The 22,964-nt window shown below is 58.4% G+C and carries 22 protein-coding genes; 14 read left to right on the top strand and 8 right to left on the bottom strand.

The genetic code is table 11. From position 1 onward, the window contains the following. On the top strand, nt 1-1,708 hold a 1,708-nt coding region (locus F8N36_RS09710; protein ID WP_291332591.1), incomplete at its 5' end, for a DUF4139 domain-containing protein. Between the two features lie 82 nt (nt 1,709-1,790). Here the strand turns inward: F8N36_RS09710 and F8N36_RS09705 are convergent. The 3 genes from F8N36_RS09705 to F8N36_RS09695 form a co-directional block, all read right to left on the bottom strand. Further along, on the bottom strand, nt 1,791-2,447 hold the full coding sequence (locus F8N36_RS09705; protein ID WP_291332590.1) for a LysE family transporter: 657 nt from the start codon (nt 2,445-2,447) through the stop codon (nt 1,791-1,793). 33 nt (nt 2,448-2,480) lie between these two features. Continuing rightward, a complete protein-coding gene (locus F8N36_RS09700; RefSeq protein WP_291332589.1) occupies nt 2,481-3,368 on the bottom strand; it encodes a helix-turn-helix transcriptional regulator in 888 nt (295 codons plus the stop codon). A gap of 108 nt (nt 3,369-3,476) precedes the next feature. Further along, nucleotides 3,477-4,769, bottom strand: a complete 1,293-nt coding sequence (locus F8N36_RS09695) for a molybdopterin molybdotransferase MoeA (RefSeq protein ID WP_291332588.1) — start codon at nt 4,767-4,769, stop codon at nt 3,477-3,479. A gap of 535 nt (nt 4,770-5,304) precedes the next feature. Between F8N36_RS09695 and F8N36_RS09690 the strand changes: the two genes are divergently transcribed. The 9 genes from F8N36_RS09690 to F8N36_RS09650 all read left to right on the top strand — a co-directional run bounded on the left by F8N36_RS09690 (nt 5,305) and on the right by F8N36_RS09650 (nt 15,358). Continuing rightward, the gene (locus F8N36_RS09690) at nt 5,305-6,198 is read left to right on the top strand and encodes a formate dehydrogenase accessory sulfurtransferase FdhD (RefSeq protein ID WP_291332587.1); all 894 of its coding nucleotides are present in this window, start codon (nt 5,305-5,307) and stop codon (nt 6,196-6,198) included. A 31-nt stretch (nt 6,199-6,229) separates the two neighbouring features. Continuing rightward, on the top strand, nt 6,230-6,997 hold the full coding sequence (locus F8N36_RS09685; protein ID WP_291332586.1) for a 4Fe-4S dicluster domain-containing protein: 768 nt from the start codon (nt 6,230-6,232) through the stop codon (nt 6,995-6,997). Between the two features lie 83 nt (nt 6,998-7,080). Further along, on the top strand, nt 7,081-9,189 hold the full coding sequence (locus F8N36_RS09680; protein WP_291332585.1) for an aldehyde ferredoxin oxidoreductase: 2,109 nt from the start codon (nt 7,081-7,083) through the stop codon (nt 9,187-9,189). Nucleotides 9,190-9,202: 13 nt separating this feature from the next. Further along, a complete protein-coding gene (locus F8N36_RS09675; protein ID WP_291332584.1) occupies nt 9,203-10,228 on the top strand; it encodes a hypothetical protein in 1,026 nt (341 codons plus the stop codon). A gap of 96 nt (nt 10,229-10,324) precedes the next feature. Continuing rightward, on the top strand, nt 10,325-11,323 hold the full coding sequence (gene hmcB / locus F8N36_RS09670; protein ID WP_291332583.1) for a sulfate respiration complex iron-sulfur protein HmcB: 999 nt from the start codon (nt 10,325-10,327) through the stop codon (nt 11,321-11,323). After that, nucleotides 11,317-12,495 carry an NrfD/PsrC family molybdoenzyme membrane anchor subunit gene (gene nrfD / locus F8N36_RS09665; protein ID WP_291332582.1) on the top strand — a complete coding sequence of 393 codons (1,179 nt, stop codon included), beginning with the start codon at nt 11,317-11,319 and terminating at the stop codon, nt 12,493-12,495. Before hmcB ends, nrfD begins: the two co-directional genes overlap by 7 nt. 13 nt (nt 12,496-12,508) lie before the next feature. Beyond that, nucleotides 12,509-12,634 carry a hypothetical protein gene (locus F8N36_RS09660; protein ID WP_022658500.1) on the top strand — a complete coding sequence of 42 codons (126 nt, stop codon included), beginning with the start codon at nt 12,509-12,511 and terminating at the stop codon, nt 12,632-12,634. Nucleotides 12,635-12,647: 13 nt separating this feature from the next. Further along, complete coding sequence (locus tag F8N36_RS09655; RefSeq protein WP_291332581.1) at nt 12,648-13,220, top strand: hypothetical protein; 573 nt, start codon at nt 12,648-12,650, stop codon at nt 13,218-13,220. Nucleotides 13,221-13,306: 86 nt separating this feature from the next. Further along, nucleotides 13,307-15,358 carry a cytochrome c3 family protein gene (locus tag F8N36_RS09650; RefSeq protein WP_291332580.1) on the top strand — a complete coding sequence of 684 codons (2,052 nt, stop codon included), beginning with the start codon at nt 13,307-13,309 and terminating at the stop codon, nt 15,356-15,358. Nucleotides 15,359-15,450: 92 nt separating this feature from the next. Here the strand turns inward: F8N36_RS09650 and F8N36_RS09645 are convergent, their stop codons facing one another. Beyond that, a complete protein-coding gene (locus F8N36_RS09645; RefSeq protein WP_291332579.1) occupies nt 15,451-16,524 on the bottom strand; it encodes a 4Fe-4S binding protein in 1,074 nt (357 codons plus the stop codon). A 264-nt stretch (nt 16,525-16,788) separates the two neighbouring features. Between F8N36_RS09645 and F8N36_RS09640 the strand changes: the two genes are divergently transcribed. Genes F8N36_RS09640 through F8N36_RS09630 form a run of 3 tightly spaced genes read left to right on the top strand, consistent with a single transcriptional unit; the run spans nt 16,789 to nt 19,283 of the window. Next, nucleotides 16,789-17,772: a methionine ABC transporter ATP-binding protein gene (locus tag F8N36_RS09640; RefSeq protein ID WP_291332578.1), complete on the top strand. Its 984-nt coding sequence runs from the start codon at nt 16,789-16,791 to the stop codon at nt 17,770-17,772. Next, the gene (locus F8N36_RS09635; RefSeq protein WP_291332577.1) at nt 17,765-18,460 is read left to right on the top strand and encodes a methionine ABC transporter permease; all 696 of its coding nucleotides are present in this window, start codon (nt 17,765-17,767) and stop codon (nt 18,458-18,460) included. The genes F8N36_RS09640 and F8N36_RS09635 overlap by 8 nt, the downstream gene beginning before the upstream one ends. 46 nt (nt 18,461-18,506) lie before the next feature. After that, the gene (locus tag F8N36_RS09630) at nt 18,507-19,283 is read left to right on the top strand and encodes a MetQ/NlpA family ABC transporter substrate-binding protein (protein ID WP_291332576.1); all 777 of its coding nucleotides are present in this window, start codon (nt 18,507-18,509) and stop codon (nt 19,281-19,283) included. 113 nt (nt 19,284-19,396) lie between these two features. On the opposite strand, the gene F8N36_RS09625 is transcribed toward F8N36_RS09630, so the two are convergent. After that, the gene (locus F8N36_RS09625) at nt 19,397-19,618 is read right to left on the bottom strand and encodes a YgdI/YgdR family lipoprotein (protein ID WP_291332575.1); all 222 of its coding nucleotides are present in this window, start codon (nt 19,616-19,618) and stop codon (nt 19,397-19,399) included. A 222-nt stretch (nt 19,619-19,840) separates the two neighbouring features. Between F8N36_RS09625 and F8N36_RS09620 the strand changes: the two genes are divergently transcribed. Next, nucleotides 19,841-20,719 (top strand): PhzF family phenazine biosynthesis isomerase, encoded by an 879-nt coding sequence (locus F8N36_RS09620; protein ID WP_291332574.1) that lies wholly within the window; start codon nt 19,841-19,843, stop codon nt 20,717-20,719. 179 nt (nt 20,720-20,898) lie between these two features. Here F8N36_RS09620 and F8N36_RS09615 read toward each other — a convergent pair whose 3' ends face one another. The 3 genes from F8N36_RS09615 to F8N36_RS09605 all read right to left on the bottom strand — a co-directional run bounded on the left by F8N36_RS09615 (nt 20,899) and on the right by F8N36_RS09605 (nt 22,961). After that, nucleotides 20,899-21,468: a hypothetical protein gene (locus F8N36_RS09615; RefSeq protein ID WP_291332573.1), complete on the bottom strand. Its 570-nt coding sequence runs from the start codon at nt 21,466-21,468 to the stop codon at nt 20,899-20,901. Between the two features lie 90 nt (nt 21,469-21,558). Continuing rightward, nucleotides 21,559-22,590, bottom strand: coding sequence for an acyltransferase family protein (locus F8N36_RS09610; RefSeq protein WP_291332572.1), 1,032 nt, complete (start codon nt 22,588-22,590; stop codon nt 21,559-21,561). Between the two features lie 128 nt (nt 22,591-22,718). Further along, entirely contained in the window at nt 22,719-22,961 is a 243-nt protein-coding gene (locus F8N36_RS09605) for a thioredoxin family protein (RefSeq protein WP_291332571.1), read from the bottom strand. Between the last annotated feature and the right edge of the window lie 3 nt (nt 22,962-22,964).

Here is a 22,964-nt window from a genome sequence, read left to right as displayed (position 1 = left end):
CCCCCACCCCCCGCCGCCCGCCGCCCCCCGCCCCGCCGCTTTCTGGGGCGGGGCGGCTTCTTTTGCGGCGGTTATCGCCGGAGGGCCGATGTCACACGCACGTATTGCATCCCCACTGTTTTTCATTTTTTCTTCCAATCCCTGCCGCCAGCGGCACAAAGGGCGGCAGGCCGCGACTGGGCTGGCGCTGCTGCTCACGCTGTGCGCCCTGCTCAGTCTTTCCTCCACCAGTGCCCTTGCCGCAGGCCCTGCCAACGGGCCAGCCGCTCCCCGTATTGCCCGGCTTACCCCCTCGGGCGGTCTGCTTGAGGTGGAGCAGCAGGCCCCAGTGATTACTTCCAATGGCACAAGTCAGGTGCGCGTTGTGCTGCCTGCCGGAGCAGAAAATTTGCGCATGTCCGTAGCGGGGTACACTATTGTGCGCTGGGCAAGTCTGCCACAAGCCATTGACCAGAGCGGTGATCTGGCCAAAATGCGCGAAGAGCGCCAGCATGCCATCATGACCCTTTCGGGCAAGCTTGAGGCCGTAAAGGCCCAGCTGGCCCTGTGGAAGGGCGAGGGCGCAGAGGGCAGTTTTCAGGATCTGACCCAGCGCGAAAAGCGCATGGGCGAGGTTGTGCCTGCCCTCAATTACGAAAAAGCCGATCTCGAGCGCCGTCTGGCCCTGCTGAAGCAGGAACTGCAGCAACTGCCGCCCAGTGGTGAAATGGGCCAGAGTGTGCTGGTTACGCTGCAAAAAACCGTTTCTTCCGCAACACTGCCCGTGCGTTACAGCTACACGTTGCGCAACTGCGGCTGGCGGGCTGCCTATTCTTTTGATGCTCAGCCCGACAAGGGCAAGGGTGATACCACCCAGGTGCGTTTTATGGCCGAGGTGTGGCAGTTTTCGGGCATGGACTGGGCCGATACCCAGCTGATTCTGGTCTCCCGTGGGCAGGGCCCGCGCGAACCCGCGCCCCTGCCGCGCTGGGTTATTGATTCTCAGCCGCAGCCTGTGGCCCAACCTCTTGCCAAGGCGGCCCCGCGCATGATGATGGCTGCCGATGCCGCGATGCCCGAAGCCGCCCCGGCCCCTGCCGCCCCAGTGGTGGCCGACACCACGGGTGTGTATGCCAGCTGGACGCTGGGTGAAAAAGGCTTGCCCGAAGGCCGCTCACGCCTGCTGGTGCTGGAATCTGAATGGAAGACGCCCCTGCAATGGCTCGCGCGGCCTTCTACGGGAGAAAGCCGCGTGTGGCTGATGGCGCGTCCCACACTGCCCGACGGGCAGGTATGGCCCGACGGACAGGCTGAATTCAGCGTGGACGGACAGGGAGTGGGCACAGGCCAGTTCCACGCCAACGGCAACGATACGACGTTGTATTTCGGCGCAGACCCGCGCGTGCAGGTGACCGCCACGGCAGATGTCCGCCAGCGTGGCGAAAAGGGCTTTATTGGCAAAAGCCGTACCTGGACATGGGGCTGGACGTACACCGTGCGTAACACGCGCGACAAGGCCGTGACCGTGCGGCTTGAGCGGCCCATGCCCATGGTGGTTGATCAGGGCGTTACCGTAACCTATCGCGACAAGCCGCAGGCCCAGCAGGACGCGCAGGAACATCTGCTGTTCTGGAATGTGGATGTGGCTGCGGGCGGCAAGGCCGAGGTCAAGCACGAGCTGACCCTCACCTCGCCGGTGGATATCCAGCTTGATCCCTATGCGCCCTAGGGCGCTATCTGCCATAATAGTCTGACAGAAAAGGCCCGCGTTTGCGTAACGCGGGCCTTTTGTCGTCGTTTATGTGGTTTTTTCAGTCAAACAGGGGGCGCAGCGCCAGCCACAGGGCAATGCCTGCAAGCGTCAGACCTGCCAGCCCTTCAATAAGTGGAATGCGCTTTTCCAGCGCCCGCTGCGCCCCGGGCAGGGATATGGCCGCGGCAAGGGCGGCGTCCCAGGCAAAGACCAGCAGGGTCATCCATATTCCGGCAAAAGTTTGCTGCTGCAGTGTGGCGGTGGGCCCAAGAATGACAGTCATGAGCGTGAGATAAAAAACCGCGTTTTTGGGGTTGAGCAGGGCAGAGCCGAGGCCCGTGATCAGTTGCCTTGCGGGAGAGAGCGCATTTGCCTCGCCCTTTGCAAGGCTGGTTGTTCCCGAGGCTGACTGGCTGCTTGCCCGCAGCAGCAAGCAGCCAAGCCATGCAAGATAGCCAGCGCCCGCCAGCTCCATGATACGGTAAAGCGAGGGAATTTGCCGCATGATCGACCAGCCCGAAACCGCCAGGCAGATGTACAGGGCGTTGCCCATGGCTATGCCAAGGCAGATGAACACCGCCCCTCGCAGGCGGTGCCGCACGGCGTGACCGAGAATGAGAAAAAAATCCGGCCCCGGGCTGAGCAGTGCAAGAAAGTGCGCCAGTGCCAGCGCGGGAAAGGCAGCGGGAATGAGTGAGGATGCTGAAGCAAACATGGGTGATCTCCTTGCGGACAGATCACCCTTTTTTTACTTGCGCGTATTGTACGAATGTGACCGGCTCCGCTGATAACAGCCCGGCGTGACGGAATAGAATTTTACAAACATGCGGTGAAAGTGACTTTGATCGGCATAGCCCGCCGCAAGGGCAGCCTCGGTAATGCTTTTACCCTGACGCAGCATAACGCGGGCTTTTTCAAGCCGCAGACAGTGCAGCCATGCATTGGGAGGCAGCCCCGCCGTGCGCCTGAACGCCCGCGAGAAACTTTCGCGCCGCAGGCCAGCCCGACGGGCAAGGGATGCCACGGGCGCGTGGTCTGGCGCGTTATTTGGGCAAGACAGGCTGGCTTCACCGGTTGTTGCATCGTGGGCGGTCAGCAGCAGGTTGGCAGCGGCAACGGGTAAATCTGTACGTCTGTCTGTTGCAGTAATGCTGACAAGGCAGCCGTATGTCGCTTGTAGCCTGGTAAACATATCCACAAAGAGTGATTCCGCCCCGTCTTCGCCCCTGCAAAAAGCCTCCAGCGCGGCAAGCCCCTGCTGGAACAGCGTTGGGTCGCGCACCACCGGTTGTGTCACCGCATACATTTCGGCAATGCCCAGCGGGTTGCAGATGTGCTGCACAAACCACGCCGCATCAAGGTAGGCCATGTGGTAGCTGCGGGCCTTGCCGTCCAACGGGTTGCAGCTATGGGCCATGCCGGGTGCGATAAGGGCAATATCACCCTTGAGGGCCTTGTGGGGCTGCCCCATGAGGGTAAAGCACGTGCCGCCCTCCAGAATAAGGCCAAAGGAAAAGGCCGAATGAAAATGTTCGGCATAGGGCAGGGTGCTTTGCAGCGTGGTGCGCACCTCCAGATACGGATACTTGTCCGGTGAGGTGAAGGTTTGCTGGGTGGCCGGAAGGCGCGAGGGCATGGTATTTCACCGCCTGGTTTGTTTGACTGCCAATGTGGTCATGGCCCAGCAGCAAGGCAAGAGGCTGTGTGTATGCGTATGGTTACAGGTTTGTGCGGGCACCCTGCATCAGGCAAAAAGCCGCACGCGCAGGGCCGCGCCACGCCGCAGACCGCCATGCGGCAATCCTTCCCTGTGCGGGTTGGGGCTGCCGGGCATGGTAATCCAGCCGTGCATGTCGCGCAGTACGGCGGTTTTACCTGTGCCTGCGGTAACGGGCCAGGCCGTCAGCCGCCCGTGCTCGCGCCGCAGCATAACGGGGTAGTGGGTGGGGGCGGGTCCCCCTGCAGGCAGTGCCAGCCCCAGCCGGGCCAGCACCGTTGGCGAGCTGCCCATAAATTCAGGGGCGGTCTGCTGCCCGCCAAGCCTTTGCAGCAGTGGAGCCAGAAAAACCTGCGCGGCCAGCGCAAGGCTCAGCGAATGCCCCGGCAGACCCCAGATGCTGGTTTGGCCCACGCGGGCGATGGTAAGCGGTCGGCCACTGCTCACGCGCTGGTCATGCCCGCAGAGGCGGCAGCCCGGCAGCTCGGCAATAACCTGTGCGCTGAAATCACGTTTGCCGCCAGATGATCCCCCAATAACAACTATGACATCACAGGGGGTTGGCCCGTCTGGCAGAGCCGAGCGCAGTCGCTCTTTTGGGGCATCAATGTTGTCTGGCACAGTGCCAAGGTGCAGGCAGCACGCGCCGAGCGTGGTTGCCAGAGCTTCCAGCAGCAGGGCATTGGTGCTGGTCTGCCCTTCGGCAATGGCTGATGCTGTGTTTGAGGTGCAAAATTCGTCGCCGGTGGCAAGAACGCCCAGCACTGGCCGCCGGTGTACAGGTACTTGCTGAAAGAACTGGGCCAGCAGGGCAATGTGGTGAGCGCCCAGTTTTGTCCCGACTTTTGCCAGCGGGGCTCCCTGGGGCATGTCTGCCCCGCGTGCCAGCACATGCTGACCAACTGGGCAGGAATGGCACACGGCCACATGCGCCGCACTGGCAGGGTTTTGCTGCGGCACTGCGTCTTCCTGCATGACCACGGCATCTGCGCCATGCGGCAGAGGGCCGCCAGTGAAAACACGCCAGGCTTCGCCAGCCTGCAGGTGGGCGTTGCACTCCTTGCCCATGTGGCATTCGCCTGCCAGACGCAGTAAGATGGGGGTTTGCGGGCTGGCCCCGGCCACATCGGCAGATAGCACCGCGTAGCCATCGCGCACAGAATGGCTCTTGGCAGGGCAGGGCAGCGGTGAGCATATGTCGTGGGCCAGCACTCGGCCAAGGGCTGCTGCCACAGATACCGATTCTGCTGGCAGGGCCGCAAAATCGGCAATGAAAGCTGTAAGCTCCGCTGTTTCCCGCAGGCAAAAATAATGGGACACGGGCAATCCTTCCTTGCTGGGCTGAACCCAAAAATGGCAGTGCCGACTTATGTAATTATAGTAAGTTGCAGTGTTTTTGTAAATATTGTTAAATTTAATATAGTTATAAAAATTATGGCCGGGGTGAAAATTTGAACATAGGGTTGACGGCACTGCGCGATTTACCTAAGCTTTGATCACGCAATCAATAAAAACCATGAATACTTGTTGAAATTTTTAAAGCGTAATCAGCTGGTTACGCATAGCAAGAAAGTCTTACACGTGGCAGCCCCCCCCCACCGCTTCCGGGCAGCTTCTGGTTCAGGTTCATATCTCCACCAGTTCCCAGGTACAAGACATTTGGCAGAATGAAACACGGCTTGGGATGCTCATTGCGGAAGCAATGTGAAAAAAAGAACAAAATTGTATCAGCGTAAAGGTTTCAGCCTTGCGGGGCGAAAGCCCATTGTCTGATGACTTCTGCTGTACCCATGTTGCAGAAGGGGAGCGTCGGTCTCGCAATGTCGGGACTGGCACATAGATAAGGAAGGGGCTTATGGCTCAGCTCAAAACCATGACCGCAGATGATGTGCTGCCAGTGGCCTCGCCACCGGCCACAGTGCGCAGTTATGATATTTTGACTTACAGCAATGGAAAGATTGCACCTGCGGTATTTTTGTCGTGCCGAGAGCAGACGCTGACAGTGCATGTCAACGGTGTGCCCTTTGTGCGGGTGGCCTGTTCGGGCCAGCATTTGCGTTATCTGGTGCCGGGTTTTCTTTATTCGTGCGGGGTCATCAACAGTCTGCACGATCTGGCTGGCATGGACATAACCCCCCTGCCTTCGCCTTCGGCTGATGCCGCGCCTGCCGCCGACAGCGCGGAAGAACTGCGCGTGGACGTGCTGCTGCGAGGGGCCTGCTGTAGCAAGGCGGCCAGTTCCACAGAGCAGGCCGCCCCAAGGCTCACCATCACCTCAGCCATGGGCTGGAACATTCCCCTCTCTGCCCGCAGACTGCCGGGTATTCCCCGTGCGCAGGTTCCCACCTGGGACCCGCAGGTTATTCTGCGCGGCGCACAAGAGCTTGAAGAACGCTCTGAAATATTCCATCAGACCGGCGGCTGCCACAACGCCGCCCTGCTCAGCAAGCAGGGCATGGTGTTCTACTGCCTTGATATTGGTCGCCACAACGCCATTGATACCCTCGTGGGCTACATGCTGGTTGAGGGGCTTAACCCTGCAGACCACATGATCATCAGCAGCGGGCGTATCGCTTCTGAAATAGCGCAAAAGGCCGTGCGCATTGGCGTGCCGGTTTTTGCCTCCCTTTCTCGTGCCATGTCGCGCGCTGTTGATCTGGCGCGTGCCAACGGGTTGACTCTGCTGGGCAATGTTAAGTCTGGCAGCATGCACATATATCATGAAAACGGGCAGCTTGTGCTGCCGTGATGCCATTGTCGATCATGACAAGGAGCGCTGTATGGCTGATATGTTGAGCAAACTGAAACGTGCCGATGAAGACCTGCTGCTCGAAAACCTCTCGCGCCGTGGCTTCATCAAGGTAACGTCGTGCGCGGCACTTGGGCTGGCCACGTTGCAGGCCTCGGAGGCACTGGCCACCATGAAGGCTTCGCCTCTGGTGATTATGGAAAAAGCGGCGGGCATGATTGTGGGCGATCCCACCCTGTGCGTGTGCTGTCAGCGGTGCGAACTTGCCTGTACGGAATTTAACGACGGCAAGGCCGACCCCAAGCTTGCGCGCATCAAAATCAGCCGCAATGCCATGTTTGGTCCAGAGGGCGGGCTTGAAAACACCACCAAGGGCATCTACGGCTCTGGCTCGCTGGTGATTCAGGATACCTGCAAGCAGTGCCCGCACCCTGTGCCCTGTGCCACCGCCTGCCCGCAAAACGCCATCATCGCCCAAAAGGGCACGGGCACTCGTGTGGTGCTCAAAGACCGCTGCGTGGGCTGCCGCCTGTGCCAGAAGGCCTGCCCATGGGGCGTGATGACCTTTGATGAAGAGCAGGGCAAGGCCGACAAGTGCTTTTTGTGCAACGGCGCGCCCAAGTGCGTGGATGCCTGCCCGGCAGCCGCCCTGCGCTATGTGCCCTGGAGCGACCGCACCCGCGAGGCCACCACGCGTGGTTCGTTCTCGATGATGATTCCCGATGACCGTCGCGCCGCCTGCAACGCCTGCCATGTGGAATCGCCCGGCGGGCCGCGTAACCTCAAATACGAGCAGTAGCGCGCACCCTTTGCGCCGTACAGGTTGCGGCGCAGAGCGGGTATTCACAGGAATTACGCTCCATTTGTGAGCTGGAGGAATCTATGGCCAGAAAATTCGGCGGCTATCAGGGCAAGGGCCTGCGGGTCAACCTGAGCACGGGCCGCATCACGGTTGAGGACACTTACAAGTATCTTGATTTTATTGGCGGCACGGGCCTGGGCTACAAGGTGTTTTGGGACGAAGTTGCGCCCAGAACCAAGGCCTATGACGAAGCCAACAAGATCGTTTTTGCCGTGGGGCCGCTGGCCGGTACGGGCGCTTTGTGCAGCGGGCGTACCGCTGTTACCACCATCATGCCTGTTTCGTGGCCGCAGCACCTCATTGGTTCGGGCCACATGGGCGGCAATTTTGCCGAGCACCTGAAATACGCTGGCTACGACTTTCTTATTATCGAAGGCAAGGCCGACCGCCCCGTGTGGTTGCATGTGCGTGACGGCAAGGCGTGGCTCAAGGACGCCAGCCATGTGTGGGGCCAGGGTACGCGCCGCACCACCCGCGTGATCAGCGAAGAAGTGGGCGCGGACGGCACCGTTGCCGCCATCGGACCCGCCGGTGAAAATCTGGTTCCGTATTCCGTGGTGGTCAACAGCCGCGCCCATACAGCCGGTTGCGGCATCGGTGCTGTCATGGGCTCCAAGATGCTCAAGGCCATTGCCCTTCAGGGCAGCCAGCCTGTGCACATCGCTGGCGACAAGGCCGACTGGGAAAAGCTCATCAACTACCACCGCACCATCATCGGCGCCAACAATCAGCATGTGGTTCCCAACTTTCCCAGCCCGCTCTTTGAGTACTGGGATGCCGGTTCCCGCTGGGTGGGCGCGCCTGGCAAGCGCTGGGGCGCATCTGAAGCACCGGTTACGCTTACAAACGACGTGCGTTCGCTCAACCGCATTTCGTACCGCACCAACAACGCCGCCTATTTTCTGGGCGACAACGTGTGGCAGTATACAGTGCGCAACAACGGCTGTTTTTCCTGCCCCATCCGCTGTTACACGGTGATGAAGGACGAAGACACGGCTGCCAAGTTCGGCGTCAGCCCCGTCCAGTTCAATACCTGCGTGGGCATGTTTGGCGGGCGTGAATGGTTCCCCAAACTTTCGCGCAAAAAGAGCGATCTGGCGCGTCAGGCCGGTTTTGTGGGCATAGAACTCATGGACGATCTGGGCGTGTGGGAAAACTACGGTCAGCTGTTCCGCGATTTCAGCAACATGTACGAAGACGGCATCTGGAAGCAGAAGCTGGGTGCGGACGAGTACAAGTCCATTCCCTGGGACATGGTGGACGCCTGCAACCCGGAATTCATCAAGGTTGCCGTAAACCGCATTGCCTACAAGCAAGGTGAATTTGGTCAGCTTCTTGGCATGGGCACAGGCTATATGCTTGAAAAAATGGGTATTCCCGAAGAAAAATGGAAGGACGACCACCGTACCGTCTACTGGAAGATGGGGCATCCCAAGCACCACGCCAACGAAGACGACGGTCAGACCGGGTGCGTCATCAACACCCAGTACAACCGCGATCCCATGTGCCACTCCAACTGCAACTTTGTGCGCAGCGGCCTGCCCATTGATGTGCAAAAGCGCCTTGCAGAGCACTTCTGGGGTTCTGCCGATGCGGTGGACGCCATCGGCGACTACAAGCCCACCAACAAGTACAAGATGATCCGCGCCAAGTGGTCCATCGAGCGCAAGGAACTGCACGACATGCTTTCGTTCTGCAACTGGATGGGGCCGTGGATTTCCAGCCCCAACAAACAGGACGGCTACATGGGCGATAACAGCCTTGAAAGCAAGTATTATAGGGTCCTTACCGGTCATAATCTGGACGTAAAGGAACTGGACCGCTGCGCTGAGCGCGCCTTTAACCTGCACCGCGCCTATACCGCGCGCCAGATGCAGACGGCAGACATGCGCAAAAAGCACGACCAGTACCCCAACTGGCTGTTTGAAGACAAAAAAGACAAGGCCCCCTTCACCAAGGGCACCATTCGTATGGACAAGGCCGATATCGAAAAGAGTCTCGACCTGTTCTACGAAGTGCAGGGCTGGGACGTAAAGTCCGGCCTGCCCACAGCGAACCAGTACCGTTCGTTGGGCCTCAACGATGTGGCCGATACCATGACCAAGGAAAAGCTGGTCCCCGGCGCGTAACCTTGGAGAGTCTATGAGTAACCAGAATCAGGTGCAGATGGTCGCTCCCCTTGGCGGGGGCGACCATGCCGCCCCCAATTTGGAGCAAGCTGGTCACGCTGTCCCGAACGTGGAGCAAACAGGCCATGCCCCGGAAATGCAGCCGACTGTGCAATGCGACGACACCGTGCTGGTAAACCAGCGTAGCGCCGACAAGGTGCTGCTGGTGGAAACGCTGGCCGATTTCAGCAGCGATGAGCGCCTTGTAACGGTCGAAGAACTGCTGGCGGCATTTGTGGAGCGTGCGGCAGCAACGCCGCCCGTTACCGTGGCCCAGGTGCGCGAAGAACTGGAAAGTCTGCCAGATCCCCGTTTTGAAGGACCGGATTCGCAGGCCGTGGCCGCAGACATGGCTCGTATCAAGGCCATGGAAAAGGCCCAGCCCGGTTCGGCCCCAGACCCGGAAGTGCCGGGCCTGCGCAAAACCCGCCGTCTGCTGAGCCGCAGGGAATTGCTTACCTCTCTGCTGCACCCAGCAGAGGCGCTGGCAGCGCCAGAACATGCTGTGGAGCAGGTAACAGAATCCGTACCGGCATCTGGGCCTGAACAGGTTGCAGCCGCCCCCCGGATGGTGGAAGCCGCCTACGCGGCGGCCCTGCTGGGCGAGCTGCTGGCCGAAAACGACGAGGTGACGGTTTTCACCGCCTGGGACGGCAAGGAATACTACCATTACAGGCCGCAGATGAGCAGCCTGTATGCCCGTATTCTTTCCACCGGCAACAACAGGATGGTGCAGGTCGCCAGTGTGGTGCGCGACAGTTCGCGCGACTACCCCCGGCCTGTGGCCCTTGAAATATTTGAGTATCCGCCCTTTCTTTTTGAGGCCGAGGCCTTGCAGCAGTGCCTGCGCGATATGGCTGAAAACCCGGAATACGAGGACATCAGGTTTACGGAAAGTTCCGTTGGCACGGTGTATCTGTATTCCACGCTGTATCTCGATGAGGATTACGCTGCCTTTCTGGCAGAAAATGAGGATGTGGGCGCCATTGCCAGCCCATAGCCGCAGGGTGCGTGTTTTCGGCGCCGCCTTGGCGGCTTGCTCCATGGCAGAAGTGGGGCATGAAATGATGCAATGCGCAAGCAGGGGAGGATCGCCATGCGGCGCAGACAGTTTTTGAAAATATTGGGCCTGGGCGGCGTGGCTGGTGCCGCGCTTCCCGGCACAGCCGGGGCCGCCCGGTTTGCCTATGACGGAAGCCCCGATGCCGTGGGCGTACTGCATGATTCGGTACGCTGCATCGGCTGCCGCAAGTGCGAGGAAGGCTGTCAGAAGGTCAATGCAGACGTGCTGCCCCCACTGGAAAAGCCCGTTGACGACCCTTCGGTATTCGGCCAGATCCGCAGGCCAACATTCAAGGCCTATACGGTGGTCAACAGATATGAGCCGCAGGGGCACGCGCCCGTGTTTCGCAAATTGCAGTGCAACCACTGTCAGGAACCGGCCTGTGCTTCGGCCTGCTTTGTAAAGGCGTTTGTAAAAACAGAGCAGGGGCCGGTGGTGTACAATCCCAAGCTGTGCGTGGGTTGCCGCTACTGCATGATGGCCTGTCCTTTTTACGTGCCTGCATATGATTACAACAATGCCTGGAATCCGTTGGTGTACAAGTGCACCATGTGTGCCCCACGCCTCAAGGAAGGGCAGCTGCCCGGCTGTGTGGAGGCCTGCCCCAAGGAAGCCCTGATTTTTGGCAGGCGCAGCGACCTGATCACGCTGGCCCGCCGCCGTATCATGGACAACCCCGGCATGTACGAAGACCACATTTACGGCGAGCACGAAATGGGCGGCACCAATTGGCTGTACCTTTCGCCTGTGCCGCATGCCGAGCTGGGACAGCCGGACGTTCCCGCCGTTTCAGCGCCAGAGCTCACTCGGGGCATGCTCGGTTCCATTGCCGTAATTGCGGGCGTGTGGCCGGTGATTTTGGGCGGCGCGTATTCCATGAGCAAACATTACAAAAAAATGGTGGAGCAGGCCCGCCGCGAGGGCGCGCAGCAGGCGAAAGACCAGGGCTGCACTGACACCCATGCAGAGGCCTGTGGCAGCAAGCCCGCTGACCATAATCCTGAAAAGGGCCAGGGAGGCGGACAATGCTGAAGCCTTCGAAACTGCTGAAAAATACGCTTGGCCTGCTCAACACGCCGGGCAACATCATTACCGCCATTATTCTGTTTTGCGGAGCAGTGGCTACGGTCATGCGTTTTGGCTGGGGAATTGGCGCGGTTACCAATCTTGACGATTACTACCCCTGGGGCCTGTGGATCGGCTTTGACCTGCTGTGCGGGGTTGCCCTGGCTGCTGGCGGTTTTACGCTGGCTGCAGGCTACTACATCTTCGGCTTCAGCAATCTGCGCTCCATGTGGCGGCCCGCCCTGACCACGGCATTTTTCGGCTATGCCTTTGTCATTGCCGACCTGCTGTATGATGTGGGCCAACCGTGGCGTCTGCCGTACCCTGTGTTCGTTTCGCAGGGCACGACCTCGCTGCTGTTTACCGTGGGCGTATGTGAGTTCTTTTACCTGTGCGTCATGGCCGTGCTGTGGTTTGTGATTCCCTGCGAATGGCTGGGCTGGCAAAAACTGCGCGCCATGCTCATGAAGCTGGTTATGCCGCTGGTGGCTCTGGGTATCATACTTTCCACCCTGCACCAGTCGTCGCTGGGCGGGCTGTATGTGATGGTTCCCTCAAAGATGCACCCTCTCTGGTATTCCACGTGGTTGCCGGTGTATTTCTTTGTGTCGAGCCTGTACGCCGGGCTCAGCATGGTGATTTTTGAGGGCACGCTGGCCCACGCGGGCATGCACAAATACATGGACGACAACCATGCAAAAAGCTTTGACGGCGTGAGCCTGAGCCTTGCGCGCGGCGCATCGCTGCTGCTGATGGGCTACTTTGTCATAAAGATAGGCGGCCTTACGCTTGACAACGGCTGGAAGCATGTGTTTAGCGGTTACGGCATGTTGTGGCTGCTGGAGATGGCGCTGGTCATTGTGCCCGCCTTCATGTTTGCCGTGGGTGTGCGTGAGCGCCGTTACGGGCTTATCCGTGTGGCGGCGGGGCTTTCTGTATTTGGGGTCATGCTCAACCGTATGGATGTGAGCCTTGTGGCCTACAACTACAATCTGCCCTCGCAGCTCAAGTATTTTCCCTCGCTGGGAGAAATAACGCTTTCGCTGTTCATGCTGGTGGGGCTGGTGACCGTGTACCGTTTTGTATGCGCCAAGATGCCGGTGCTGCGCGATCACCCCGACTACAAACCCGAAGCCTGACAGGGAGTATGCCATGCAGACGGTATTTTACTCGCTTTATGCCTCCCTCATGTCCGGTACGGGCTGGATGTTTATTTTCATCTGCTTTGCCCTGTTCGGTCTGCTGGGCTTTTACCTTTTTCTGAACGGCAAGGATTAGGCTGGAGCAAGCAATGACAACGCTGATTTCATTTCTTTCCGGCACGGGACTGCTGATATCTCTGCTGGGCTGCCTGGCCGGGTGCATGCTGCGCCTGCGCCAGTGTAAGGCCAGCGGCTGCACGACCCAGGACTTTGTGGCCCGCTGGCGCGCCCGGCTTGTGCCTGTTGACCTGTTGCGCGGCCAGTGGCCCGTGCGTGTGCTGGTCAACGACGCAATCTTCTGGTTGCTGTTCATAGCCCTTGTGGTTGTGCTGTTCGCCCCCGGCCATGCGGTGCTCATTGGGCGCGGCATTGGCCTTGACTGGCCGGGCATGGCCTTTCGCTGGGCCGATGGCCTTGGGGTTGTGCTGACCCTTGGCGTACTGGCCCTGCCGCTGCGCCATCTGCTGCTGGCCGATCTGCGCGCTGCCGCAACAAAGGGTGACTGGCGGCTTATGGCCCTGCTGGTATTGTTGCCTTTTACCGGCCTGCTGGCACGCTCTGGCATGCCGGGTTACGGATTATGGCTGTTGCTGCACCTTGTTGCCGGGCACATCTTTTTGTGGTGTGCGCCCCATTGCCGGTTTGCACGGTTGCTGCGCTGATGGTTTTTCTGATCAAAGTCCCCAAGGGGGAGTTAATGCGAACCACATGTAGTACAGCCCTGGTTTCTGCTTGCGCGAGGCGGTTTGTGGCTGCCGGCGCACTGTGTGCCGTGGCGCTGTGTTTTGCCGCCTCTGTTGTAAAGGCTGCCGAATCTGCGCCCCTTGCGGGCAATGTTGTGTATATGGGCGGCCAGCGGGCCAAAGAGCTTAAAATGCCGGTGGTGGCCTTTGACCACGCGGCCCACGCCAAGGCAAATGCCTGTGCCAGCTGCCATGCGGCTGCGCCCGATGTGGAAAAAAACAGTGCGGGTCTGCCGGTCAACATCATGCAGACACCTGTGTTCAGTGCCTTTGCCGGTGTTGCCTCCAGCGACAAGGACGAGCGCAAGGTGGCCTTTCACTCTGCCTGTGCCTCGTGCCACGCCCAAAAAGGTTCTGGCCCTTCTCTGGCCCAGTGCCGTAACTGCCACAGTGTTGACGACACAGCCCAGTTGCCCACGCAAAAGCCCTTCAAGCCGCAGATGGATGCCTCGCTGCACCAGCGGCATCTGACCTCCGGGGCCTTTCCGGCCAAACCGCAGGCGGGGCTGGCAGCGGGGACCATCATGGCCGAGAATGATCCGCAGCGCTGCATATCCTGTCACCATGCCAAGGGTTTTGCGCCCGACCTGCCGCCCACGGTGGATTCGTGCCGTACCTGCCACGCCAGTGGCCCCGGCACGGCTCTTGCCACCAGGGATGCCGCCTTTACGCCGCCGCCCCTGCGCGCCGCCGCGCACGAGGTTTGCATGAAATGCCACGCATCACTGGCAGAGCAAAAACAGCCCCACGGGCCCATTGATTGCGCCACCTGCCACGACAAGGCACGTTTTGAGGCCTTGCCCCGCTTTGAGGCAAGCCCCTCCATCATGACCATGGACAGGCCCACCGGCGTGGTGCTGAGCGACAAGGTTACGCCTCCCCAGGTGCCGCTTGCGCCCATATACCCCAAGGGCCCCAAGTGGGCCACGGCCATGCCTGCCGTGCCTTTTGACCACAGTCTGCACGAAAGGGCGCTGAACTGCGTGGATTGCCACCACACCAGCGTGAAACAGTCGTGCATTACCTGCCACACGCCCAACGGTGATCCCAAGGGCAAGAACATTCCGCTGGCGCAGGCCATGCATTCGGTCACTTCCAAAAACTCCTGCGTGAACTGCCACACCAGCCTTACAACCGCTGCGCCGGAATGCGCCGGTTGCCATACGCCCCGACCCGTGAGCAAGAGCGGCAACAACTGCGCCTTCTGTCACCGCGCCGCCCCCGGCGTAACTGGCACCATGGGGCTGATGCTGCCGAGCAACCTGCCCACTTCGCGGCCCGCCGCGCCAGAGGCTTCTGGCACCAATGGAGCCGTTGCACTCGAAGCTCCGGCCCTGCCGCAGACCCTGCCCGCGCCCTCTGCTCAGGCAGCCCAGCAGGATGCCAGGCTTGCGTCTTCGGCCATACTGCTGCCCGTGGAAGCCTCGGTTAAGGCTGCGGCCAAACAGGCTGCCGATTCCGAAGCCCTGCTTGCGCCCTCGGCCATTTTGCTGCCGCCGCCGGATAAAAATGCGGCAGCAAAGCCTGATACGGCAGCTAACGCTGCTGCGGCCAAGGCGCTGCAGCCTGCGGGCTCGACGCCTGCCGTTTCTGCCGCTGAAAGCGCTCAACCCGCAGTTGACGTGTCGGAAGCGCCCAAGCTTGGGCCTGTTTCTGACGGGCTGCCCGAAAAGGTGCGCATAGAGCTTATGAGCAAGGAATTCCGCCCTGTGGACTTTGCCCACGCGCAGCACCTGCAAAAACTGCGGGCAGCCATTGGCCGCAAGGCTGCTGGTTTACAGGGTATGCATGCCAAGGACGGCCTGGAATGCTCTGCCTGCCATCATAACAGCCCGCGCCTCAAGCCGGGCATGACGCCGCCCAGGTGCGTGTCGTGCCATCCGGTGAGCCTGCCCACCGGCACAACAACCATGCCTGACGGGCGGCCCCTGCTCAAGGCGGCCTATCACCAGCGCTGCATGGATTGCCACACGCGCATGAAGGTTGAAAAACCCCGCGCAACCGACTGTCAGGCCTGCCACATCAAGCGCGACCCGGCGGAAGCCCCGGTCTGGTAAAGCAGGAAACGGCCTGGTCATAAATAAGACAATGGCGGTGAAGGAAGTACCTTCGCCGCCATTTCTGTTGTTTATCCAGTATGATTGGCCGGTTAGCCGCCAAACTGGATCATGTGAAAGCGCCGTAGCATGGCAGGGGGAATCTCGGACGTCCAGTGCCCGGTGTACACGGCCCAGACATATGCGCCCAGCAGCACCACAAGGCAGCCAGCGACCACAGTCCAGAAGGGTACGCGTCTGCCTGCTGCTGACAGATGCAGGCAATCCTTCTGCGGGCAGGCCTCGATACAGGCGGTGCAGCCCAGGCATTCGGGCGAGTTGACGCGCACTTTCTTGTGCACGGCAATGGCGGATGGGCAGGCGCGCTGGCAGCGGAGGCAGCTTGTACAGGTTGCCGCGTTGCGACGTACCGCAACTGGGCTTGCCAGAGCAAACAGGCCAAGGAACGCGCCGTAGGGGCATAAAAACCTGCACCATGCGTTGCGCACCACCAGCGAGGCCGCCACAATCACGCCAACTACCACAAGGGTTGTGCCCGAAGCGTGCAGAAAGAAAAACAGCATGCTTGAATCGGCCACCATGTTGAAGGGCGCGCCCATAAAGGCATTGATTTCGTCCACGCCCATGGCAAACAGACTGAAATACCCCAGCAATGCCAGCGGAATGTATTTGATGGCCTGGAAGGCCAGCTCCAGTTTGCGCGGCGGGGTGCGGCTGAGGCCCAGCCGTTCACCAAGACGGCCCAGAAGGTTGGAAACAAAGCCCACAGGGCAGATATAGCCGCAAAACCCCTTGCGAAACAACAGGGCCATGAGGGCAATGGCCAGAAAGAGCGTTAACCCAGCGGGGTGTACTGCATCCCACATGCCGGTTTCAAACAGGCGACGGGCCGCCATAAGTTCGCTGATGGGCAAAAAACCCTCCACAGAGGGAGGCTTGGGCGTGTAAATCTGGCTTTGCCCTGTGGCCCATTGCACGTAGAGGTAAAAGTTGTAGCCCACCCAGGTGAGAAAAACGGCAAAAGCCGCCTGAATGCCGCGCCGCAGTATGGTTGGTGTGATTCGGTTATGGCCGCAAATGGCGGCAATAGGGCTGGGTGCTGCATGCCCGCAATCAGAAGCGGCGGGGGAGTTGTGAGAGTCGGAAGAATTGGGGATTTGATTCATATGGATAAATCCTTTCAGACTGTTCAAGTACACAATTGCGCCACTGGTTGTGTCACCATTGTGTGCAGCTGTCCATGCCTGTCGTCACACATCAAAAATCCTCTCTTGCCGCCGTTTGCGAGGCCCCGGCAGGCGGCTTGATTTTGCGCCGCTCCTTGAGGTATGATGCCGGGTTATTCATGCTGTGCCTGCGTGAATTCTTTACTTTCGCTGACAAATATCGCATTGTCTGGCGACACCGAAAACAGGCTCAGGAACCATCGCATGATTCAGGTAACCAATCTTGGCAAGCTCTACGGAAGCCACCTCGTGCTGCAAGACATTAATATGCACGTGCATGAGGGGGAAATTTTCGGCATTGTGGGGCATTCTGGCGCGGGCAAGTCTACCTTGCTACGCTGCCTCAATGGTCTGGAACCCTACCAGATGGGCAGTGTCAAAGTCATGGGCGTTGAAGTTGCCTCGCTGGAGGCAAGAGCCCTGCGCGAGCTGCAATGCAAAATGGGCATGATTTTTCAGAATTTTAATCTCATGTCGCGTAAAAACGTGTTCGACAACGTGGCTTTTCCTCTTTCGTTGTGGGGCAGCCCCAATCGCGAAGAACGCGTGATGGAACTGCTGGAGCTGGTGGGCCTGGCCGACCGGGCCAAGCAGCGCGTACAGAGCCTGAGCGGTGGGCAAAAGCAGCGCGTGGGCATTGCCCGTGCGCTGGCGCTCAACCCCCGCGTGCTGTTGTGCGACGAAGCCACATCTGCCCTTGATCCCAAGACCACATCGTCCATTCTTGACCTGCTGGAAGACATCAACCGGCGGCTCAACCTCACCATCATCATGGTCACGCACCAGATGGAAGTGGTCAAACGCCTGTGCCACAGTCTGCTTATGCTCGACGACGGCAAAACCGTGGCCATGGGCAAGACGGAAAATCTCTTTCTGTCGCCCACCAAGGAAATGCAGGCCATGGTGGAAGACGAATACACGCTCATACCCGGCGGCACCAACATTCGCCTCATGTTCCCGCGAGATATTTCGCAGCAGAGCGTTATCACCCAGATGGCGCGTACGCTGGGCATTGATTTTTCCATCGTTGGCGGCAAACTTGAGCGCTACCTCGATGATGTTTTTGGTTTTCTTATCATCAACGTGCAGGATAAAGACCTGGATGCAGTGCTGCACTATCTGAAAACGCAGAATCTGTACTGGGAAATTCTGACCTATTCTGAAAACGCGGGTGAACAGCATGATTGAGAACATGAGCGGCCTTGCGGCCTACTACCCGCTGTGGGAGCGGTTTCTTGAAAAGTTGCCGGAAATTATCACGGCAACGTGGGAAACCCTTGATATGGTGCTGCTCTCCACGCTGTTTTCGCTGCTTTCGGGCTTTTTGCTGGCCATTCTCATGATTGTGACCAACCCCATTGGTCTCAAACCCAACCGCTCGGTGTATCAGGCGGTCGATTTTGTGGTGAACCTGCTGCGCTCGTTCCCCTTTATCATTCTGCTTATCGCTCTTATTCCTTTTACCCGTTTTGTGGTGGGTACATCCATCGGCAGCGCGGCGGCCATTGTGCCGCTGACCATCGCGGCCGCCCCCTTTGTGGCGCGGCTGATCGAAACCTGCTTTCTTGAGGTGGACAGGGGCGTGATTGAGGCGGCGCGGTCTTTTGGGGCCAGCAACACGCAGATCATCTTTCGCGTGCTGATTCCCGAGGCTTTGCCTTCCATTGTGCTGAATGTGGCGGTTATTGCCATTACGCTGCTGGGGTATTCGGCCATGGCCGGTACCGTGGGTGGCGGCGGTCTGGGCGATCTGGCCGTAAAATACGGCTACAACCGCTTTCAGGTCGATATAATGGTCTATTCGGTCATTATTCTGTGTATTCTCGTGCTGCTCATACAGGGTGTGTGCAATTTCCTTTACAAGATATTGCGCTAAGGCCTGTTTGGCGATTTTCTACCCCTTTATCCTTGCAGGAGCGCTTATGAAACGTCTGCTTTTGTCTCTGGCCATGGTTCTGGCGCTGGCCGCCCCTTCGTTCGCCGCTGAAGACATTGTTGTCGGCGTGACCCCCTTCCCGCATAAGGACATTATGCTGGCGGCCAAGCCCCTGCTTGCCAAGGAAGGCTACAACCTGGTCATCAAGGAATTTACCGACTACGTGCAGCCCAATATGGCCCTGGCCAGCAAGCAGCTGTTTGCCAACTTTTTCCAGCACGAACCCTACCTTGACAACATGAACAAGGAAAAGAAGCTTGACCTTGTTTCCATCGGCAAGGTGCATATCGAACCCCTGGGCGTGTACTCCAAGAAGATCAAGAAGCTGGCCGACCTCAAGAAGGGCAACAGCGTCTCCGTGCCCAACGACCCCACCAACGAAGCCCGCGCTCTGCGTCTGCTTGAATCCAACGGCGTTATCGCCATCAAGCCCGGCGCGCTTGTGACCGTGGCTGACATCACCAAGAATCCCCTGGGCCTCAAGTTCCACGAACTGGACGCCGCCCAGCTGCCCCGCACCCTGGACGACGTGACCGCTTCGGTCATCAACACCAACTTTGCTGGCGAAGCCGGTCTGGTTCCCTCGCGTGACGCCCTTGTCATGGAAGGCAGCGAATCGCCCTACGCCAACATTGTTGTTGTGCGGAACGAAGACAAGGACAGCCCCAAGGCCAAGGCCCTCATGAAGGCCGTTCTGTCGCCCGAAGTGAAGGCGTATATCCAGAAGAATCTGGTTGAACGCGGCATCGTGCCCGTTTTCTAGACACGGCGCGACAGCTTAAATAAAGGCAGCCGCCTTACGGTTCCAGTAATGGAGCTGTAAGGCGGCTACTTTTTTGCACCCTTGCCGCGCTGGGCGGTCAGGTAAAAAATCCTTTAGGGCAGGGGACGAACTTGCTTGAGGTCTTCGCGGGGAATGGTGTGGGTTTTGCCGGTTTCGTCCTCGAAGCTCACGGAATCATTTTCGGGATTGATGATGGGCTTCTTGGTGCCGATGTAGACTGAGTAGTCTTTGGTAACGGCAATGTACTTGGAGCCACAGGCGGTGAGCATAAAGGTGCTCATCAGCAGGGCAAGGATCAGGGCGGTCTTTTTCATGGCGTAACATCCTCGGCTGTTGCAAAAAATATGGGGCTTGCTTGCTGGCCCATTCATGACGCGGTAAAGCGCATACACCCAATCGGAATGCTTGCCAATACGCAATGTGCGAAGTATTTTAGCATGGTGCCAAATAGTTAAGGTTGTTGAGACTGGCGAGCTCTCTGATACTGGTTGCATGGCCCTTGTTTCAAACACGCTTTCCTGCGCAAAGGAGCAAAAGTGAGCAGTTATCCGTATAAAAAGATAAATGCCTTTACTTCGCATTTTTCTTCAGGCAACCCTGCAGCCTGCCTGTATCTGGAAAAAGGCCAGACCCTCTCTGCGGATGACATGCTGGCAGTGGCCAAGGAACATGATGGCTTTGTATCAGAAGTGGTGTTTTGCACACCTGTTGAAGATGCACACTATCAGCTGCGCTATTATTCTTCTGAATGTGAAGTGGCGTTTTGTGGCCACGGTACAATTGCCTGCATGTACGACCTGATCGCCAACAGTCCCCTGCTGCTTGCAACGCCGCAAATAACCATAACCACAAGTAAGGGTAGCCTGAAGGTTTACAACGAAATCCCCTCCGCAGATGCGGTGTTCATCACTGCTCCAGACATGGTAGAGCTGACCGTAAACTCAGAAATTGATGCAGTTGCGCAATATCTGGAAATTTCAGAATCAGATATCAGAAATGATTTGCGCATGGAGTGCATTGATGCTGGCCTGCGCACGTTAATCGTGCCCATTGCTTCTTTGAAAACAGTTTTGGCCATGCATCCCGACGAAACAGCGTTGAAGCAGTTTTGCATCAAATATGAGGTTGATATCATTCTTGTTTTTTCTTCCGAAGTTGTCAGCAGCCAAAGCATGATGCGTACGAGGGTTTTTGCGCCAAGGTTTGGCTACCTTGAGGACCCCGCAACCGGCTCGGGAAACTCGGCATTTGGTCATTACATGCTGAAAAACGCCTTGTGGAACGGCAGTGCTGCTTCAATCGAGCAAAACGCTGAACCTGTGGCATTTAACGTGGTAAAGCTGAAAGAATCGGCGGGAAAGGTGCTGTTTGGCGGCAGTGCGACAACCAGAATCGAGGGCCGATATATGCTGTGAGCCTGCATTTTGTTGCCGCATGTGGCATGGCCGGAAAAGTGAAGGACTGCACGTCGCCATGTACGTGCAGTCCTTTTTTGTTCGGGCCACATTCCCTGTGTGCGTCATGCTGAGCATGCTGGCCGCATTTCATGTGCGAAGCAAAGTCCAGGCAGGCAAATGTGTGAACTGCGGTGACCTTATGCCGCAACCTGCTGACTGGCCCGCAAGCGTCGCAGATAGGCCGGGTACCATTGTGTAAATACGGCCACACCTATGAGCACAGCGTAGGAAAGCAGCTCAAAGGTCAGCTCTGAAAAAAAGAGCTGCTTCATCTTCATCCAGGCAAGCAGGGCATTGAGTGTAAACGCGCCGCCCCACATCGAAGCAATGATATTGTTGGTGCGCAAAAAGAGGGGCGAATTCCACAGCGAGGGGTCGGTGTGATCCTTGGCGTAATCAAGCGTAAAGGGTTTGCCCACAACTATACCGGCCCACGTGCCAAGCGCCAGCGAGCCGTTGGCTAATACGCCCATATATTGCACTGTCCACATGTTTTGAAACACTACCACAAGTACTGTGGCGGCACTAAAAAAGGCCAGCCCCACCCACAGTATCAGCCCCCGGTGCAGCCGAAGCACGCCCATCACAATGCTGAGCCCAAGGGCCACACACAGGCCAAGCTCAAGTCGAAACATGCTGCCGTGTGCAATGATCAAAAACGACAGCCACGGTGCGAACGACAGCAGCAGTTTGAGGAATCCCATCATGGCAGGTATCTCCCTTCAGGCGGTTTGTGCGTCACGCCGCAACGCGTACGCCATATCGAACAGGGGGAAGCGCCACAGATAATGCTAAAATTACAGGCTGATGCCCAGCCTTGCCTCCAGCTTGCGGCTGACCAGCACAATGACCGAGGTAACTGCCATTGTTATGGCAATGTTCAGCAGCACAAAGGCCACGGGCGGCAGTTGCAGCGGCTTGTACAGCCACATGAATACAAGCAGGGGCGTAGGCAGATGAAAAAGATAGAAGCGAAAGCCGTTACGCTCAAACCAGGTAAACAGGGGGATGGATTGCACCAGGGGGTACAGCCCACCTGAGAGCAAAAACAGGTGGTAGCCAAGCAGGGCGCACAGCAGAGAAACCGCCCAGCCGCTCACAGGGGCAAAGGCATAGGGCCAGAGCAGAATGATCATGACCAGCAGCCCAATCGCCAGAGTCAGGGGGCGTTTGCGGCAAAGGGCGTCGAAGGATTCGCGGTTTCTGAAAATCACAATGCCCAGATAGTAGCAAAGAATATACGCAGAAACTTCCCACAGGCAGTACCACTTGATCCACTGGCCGTAGTTCTGCATGCACAGGGCGGCAATCAAGGCCACCATGCCGCCAGCAGCCGCAGTGTCGTGCCCGCATTTTTTCAACACTGTCAGTGTGATAATCCAGAAAATGGTCACCCAGAACAGCACAAGCAGAAACCACAGGTGGTCGGTAAACAGGCCAAGGGCCACAGACTTCCATGTTTCCACAAGAGTGGCGTCAGCGGGGTGTCCAAAGGCGGGGATGGAAAAAAGCCAGTACAGAGGCGCTACCCAAAGCATACCCACGCCAAACCAGGGCAACAAAAGCCTGCGTCCACGGTGCAGCAGGTGTTGCAGAGGGGTGCGTTTGCCCGAATCCCACGCGGCGGCAAACAGAAAGCCAGAGGCCATCATGAAACACTGGATGAGCGTGGTGCCCGAAATGGCCGTAAGCAGGTCGGCAAAAGGCTGGGGTGCATCGGCGTACAGCTTCCAGAAAGGAAAGGGCGTAGCAAAAAACATGACGCAGTGCATGGCCACGACCAGAAAAAGGCACTTGGTCTTCAACATCGCGATGTGGGGATAGTGCATGGGGTCTGCCTTGGTGGAAGTGTGCGAAATAGCACCCTGAACAGTGACCCACAATAGCGTGACCCGCCATGCAGGGCAAGCGTGTTGCACAAGCGTGGCGGGTCAAAGCTGTGCTGGCAGCAGCCAGCCTAGCCCCTGGCTTCTTCAATCCATTGGGCTACTTCTTCACCGGTGGGAACCCTGCCGGTGCATTTGATGTCGCCGTCGACCATCACCGCCGGGGTTGAGATGATACGTGCGGCCATGATTTCCCTGAAATCGGAAACCTTGATCACCGATATGTCGCCGCCAGCCTGTGCTGCCGCCTGCCGTACCACACCCTCTGCCTCGACACAGCGGGCGCAGCCCGGGCCGAATACCTTTATTTCCATGTC

Origin of the sequence: Desulfovibrio sp. (assembly GCF_009712225.1) — a bacterium.
GTDB lineage: Bacteria > Desulfobacterota > Desulfovibrionia > Desulfovibrionales > Desulfovibrionaceae > Desulfovibrio.
Note: the sequence above shows the minus strand (reverse complement) of the source record. Positions and strands in the feature narration are given on the sequence as shown.

Excerpts from the sequence above, each read along its gene's own strand:
- F8N36_RS09705 (WP_291332590.1), bottom strand. The coding sequence starts at position 2,447 with ATGTTTGCTTCAGCATCCTCACTCATTCCCGCTGCCTTTCCCGCGCTG.
- F8N36_RS09700 (WP_291332589.1), bottom strand. The coding sequence starts at position 3,368 with ATGCCCTCGCGCCTTCCGGCCACCCAGCAAACCTTCACCTCACCGGAC.
- F8N36_RS09690 (WP_291332587.1), top strand. The coding sequence starts at position 5,305 with ATGGCTCAGCTCAAAACCATGACCGCAGATGATGTGCTGCCAGTGGCC.
- F8N36_RS09685 (WP_291332586.1), top strand. The coding sequence starts at position 6,230 with ATGGCTGATATGTTGAGCAAACTGAAACGTGCCGATGAAGACCTGCTG.
- F8N36_RS09680 (WP_291332585.1), top strand. The coding sequence starts at position 7,081 with ATGGCCAGAAAATTCGGCGGCTATCAGGGCAAGGGCCTGCGGGTCAAC.
- F8N36_RS09675 (WP_291332584.1), top strand. The coding sequence starts at position 9,203 with ATGAGTAACCAGAATCAGGTGCAGATGGTCGCTCCCCTTGGCGGGGGC.
- hmcB (WP_291332583.1), top strand. The coding sequence starts at position 10,325 with ATGCGGCGCAGACAGTTTTTGAAAATATTGGGCCTGGGCGGCGTGGCT.
- nrfD (WP_291332582.1), top strand. The coding sequence starts at position 11,317 with ATGCTGAAGCCTTCGAAACTGCTGAAAAATACGCTTGGCCTGCTCAAC.
- F8N36_RS09660 (WP_022658500.1), top strand. The coding sequence starts at position 12,509 with ATGCAGACGGTATTTTACTCGCTTTATGCCTCCCTCATGTCCGGTACG.
- F8N36_RS09655 (WP_291332581.1), top strand. The coding sequence starts at position 12,648 with ATGACAACGCTGATTTCATTTCTTTCCGGCACGGGACTGCTGATATCT.
- F8N36_RS09645 (WP_291332579.1), bottom strand. The coding sequence starts at position 16,524 with ATGAATCAAATCCCCAATTCTTCCGACTCTCACAACTCCCCCGCCGCT.
- F8N36_RS09640 (WP_291332578.1), top strand. The coding sequence starts at position 16,789 with ATGATTCAGGTAACCAATCTTGGCAAGCTCTACGGAAGCCACCTCGTG.
- F8N36_RS09635 (WP_291332577.1), top strand. The coding sequence starts at position 17,765 with ATGATTGAGAACATGAGCGGCCTTGCGGCCTACTACCCGCTGTGGGAG.
- F8N36_RS09630 (WP_291332576.1), top strand. The coding sequence starts at position 18,507 with ATGAAACGTCTGCTTTTGTCTCTGGCCATGGTTCTGGCGCTGGCCGCC.
- F8N36_RS09625 (WP_291332575.1), bottom strand. The coding sequence starts at position 19,618 with ATGAAAAAGACCGCCCTGATCCTTGCCCTGCTGATGAGCACCTTTATG.
- F8N36_RS09615 (WP_291332573.1), bottom strand. The coding sequence starts at position 21,468 with ATGATGGGATTCCTCAAACTGCTGCTGTCGTTCGCACCGTGGCTGTCG.
- F8N36_RS09610 (WP_291332572.1), bottom strand. The coding sequence starts at position 22,590 with ATGCACTATCCCCACATCGCGATGTTGAAGACCAAGTGCCTTTTTCTG.
- F8N36_RS09605 (WP_291332571.1), bottom strand. The coding sequence starts at position 22,961 with ATGGAAATAAAGGTATTCGGCCCGGGCTGCGCCCGCTGTGTCGAGGCA.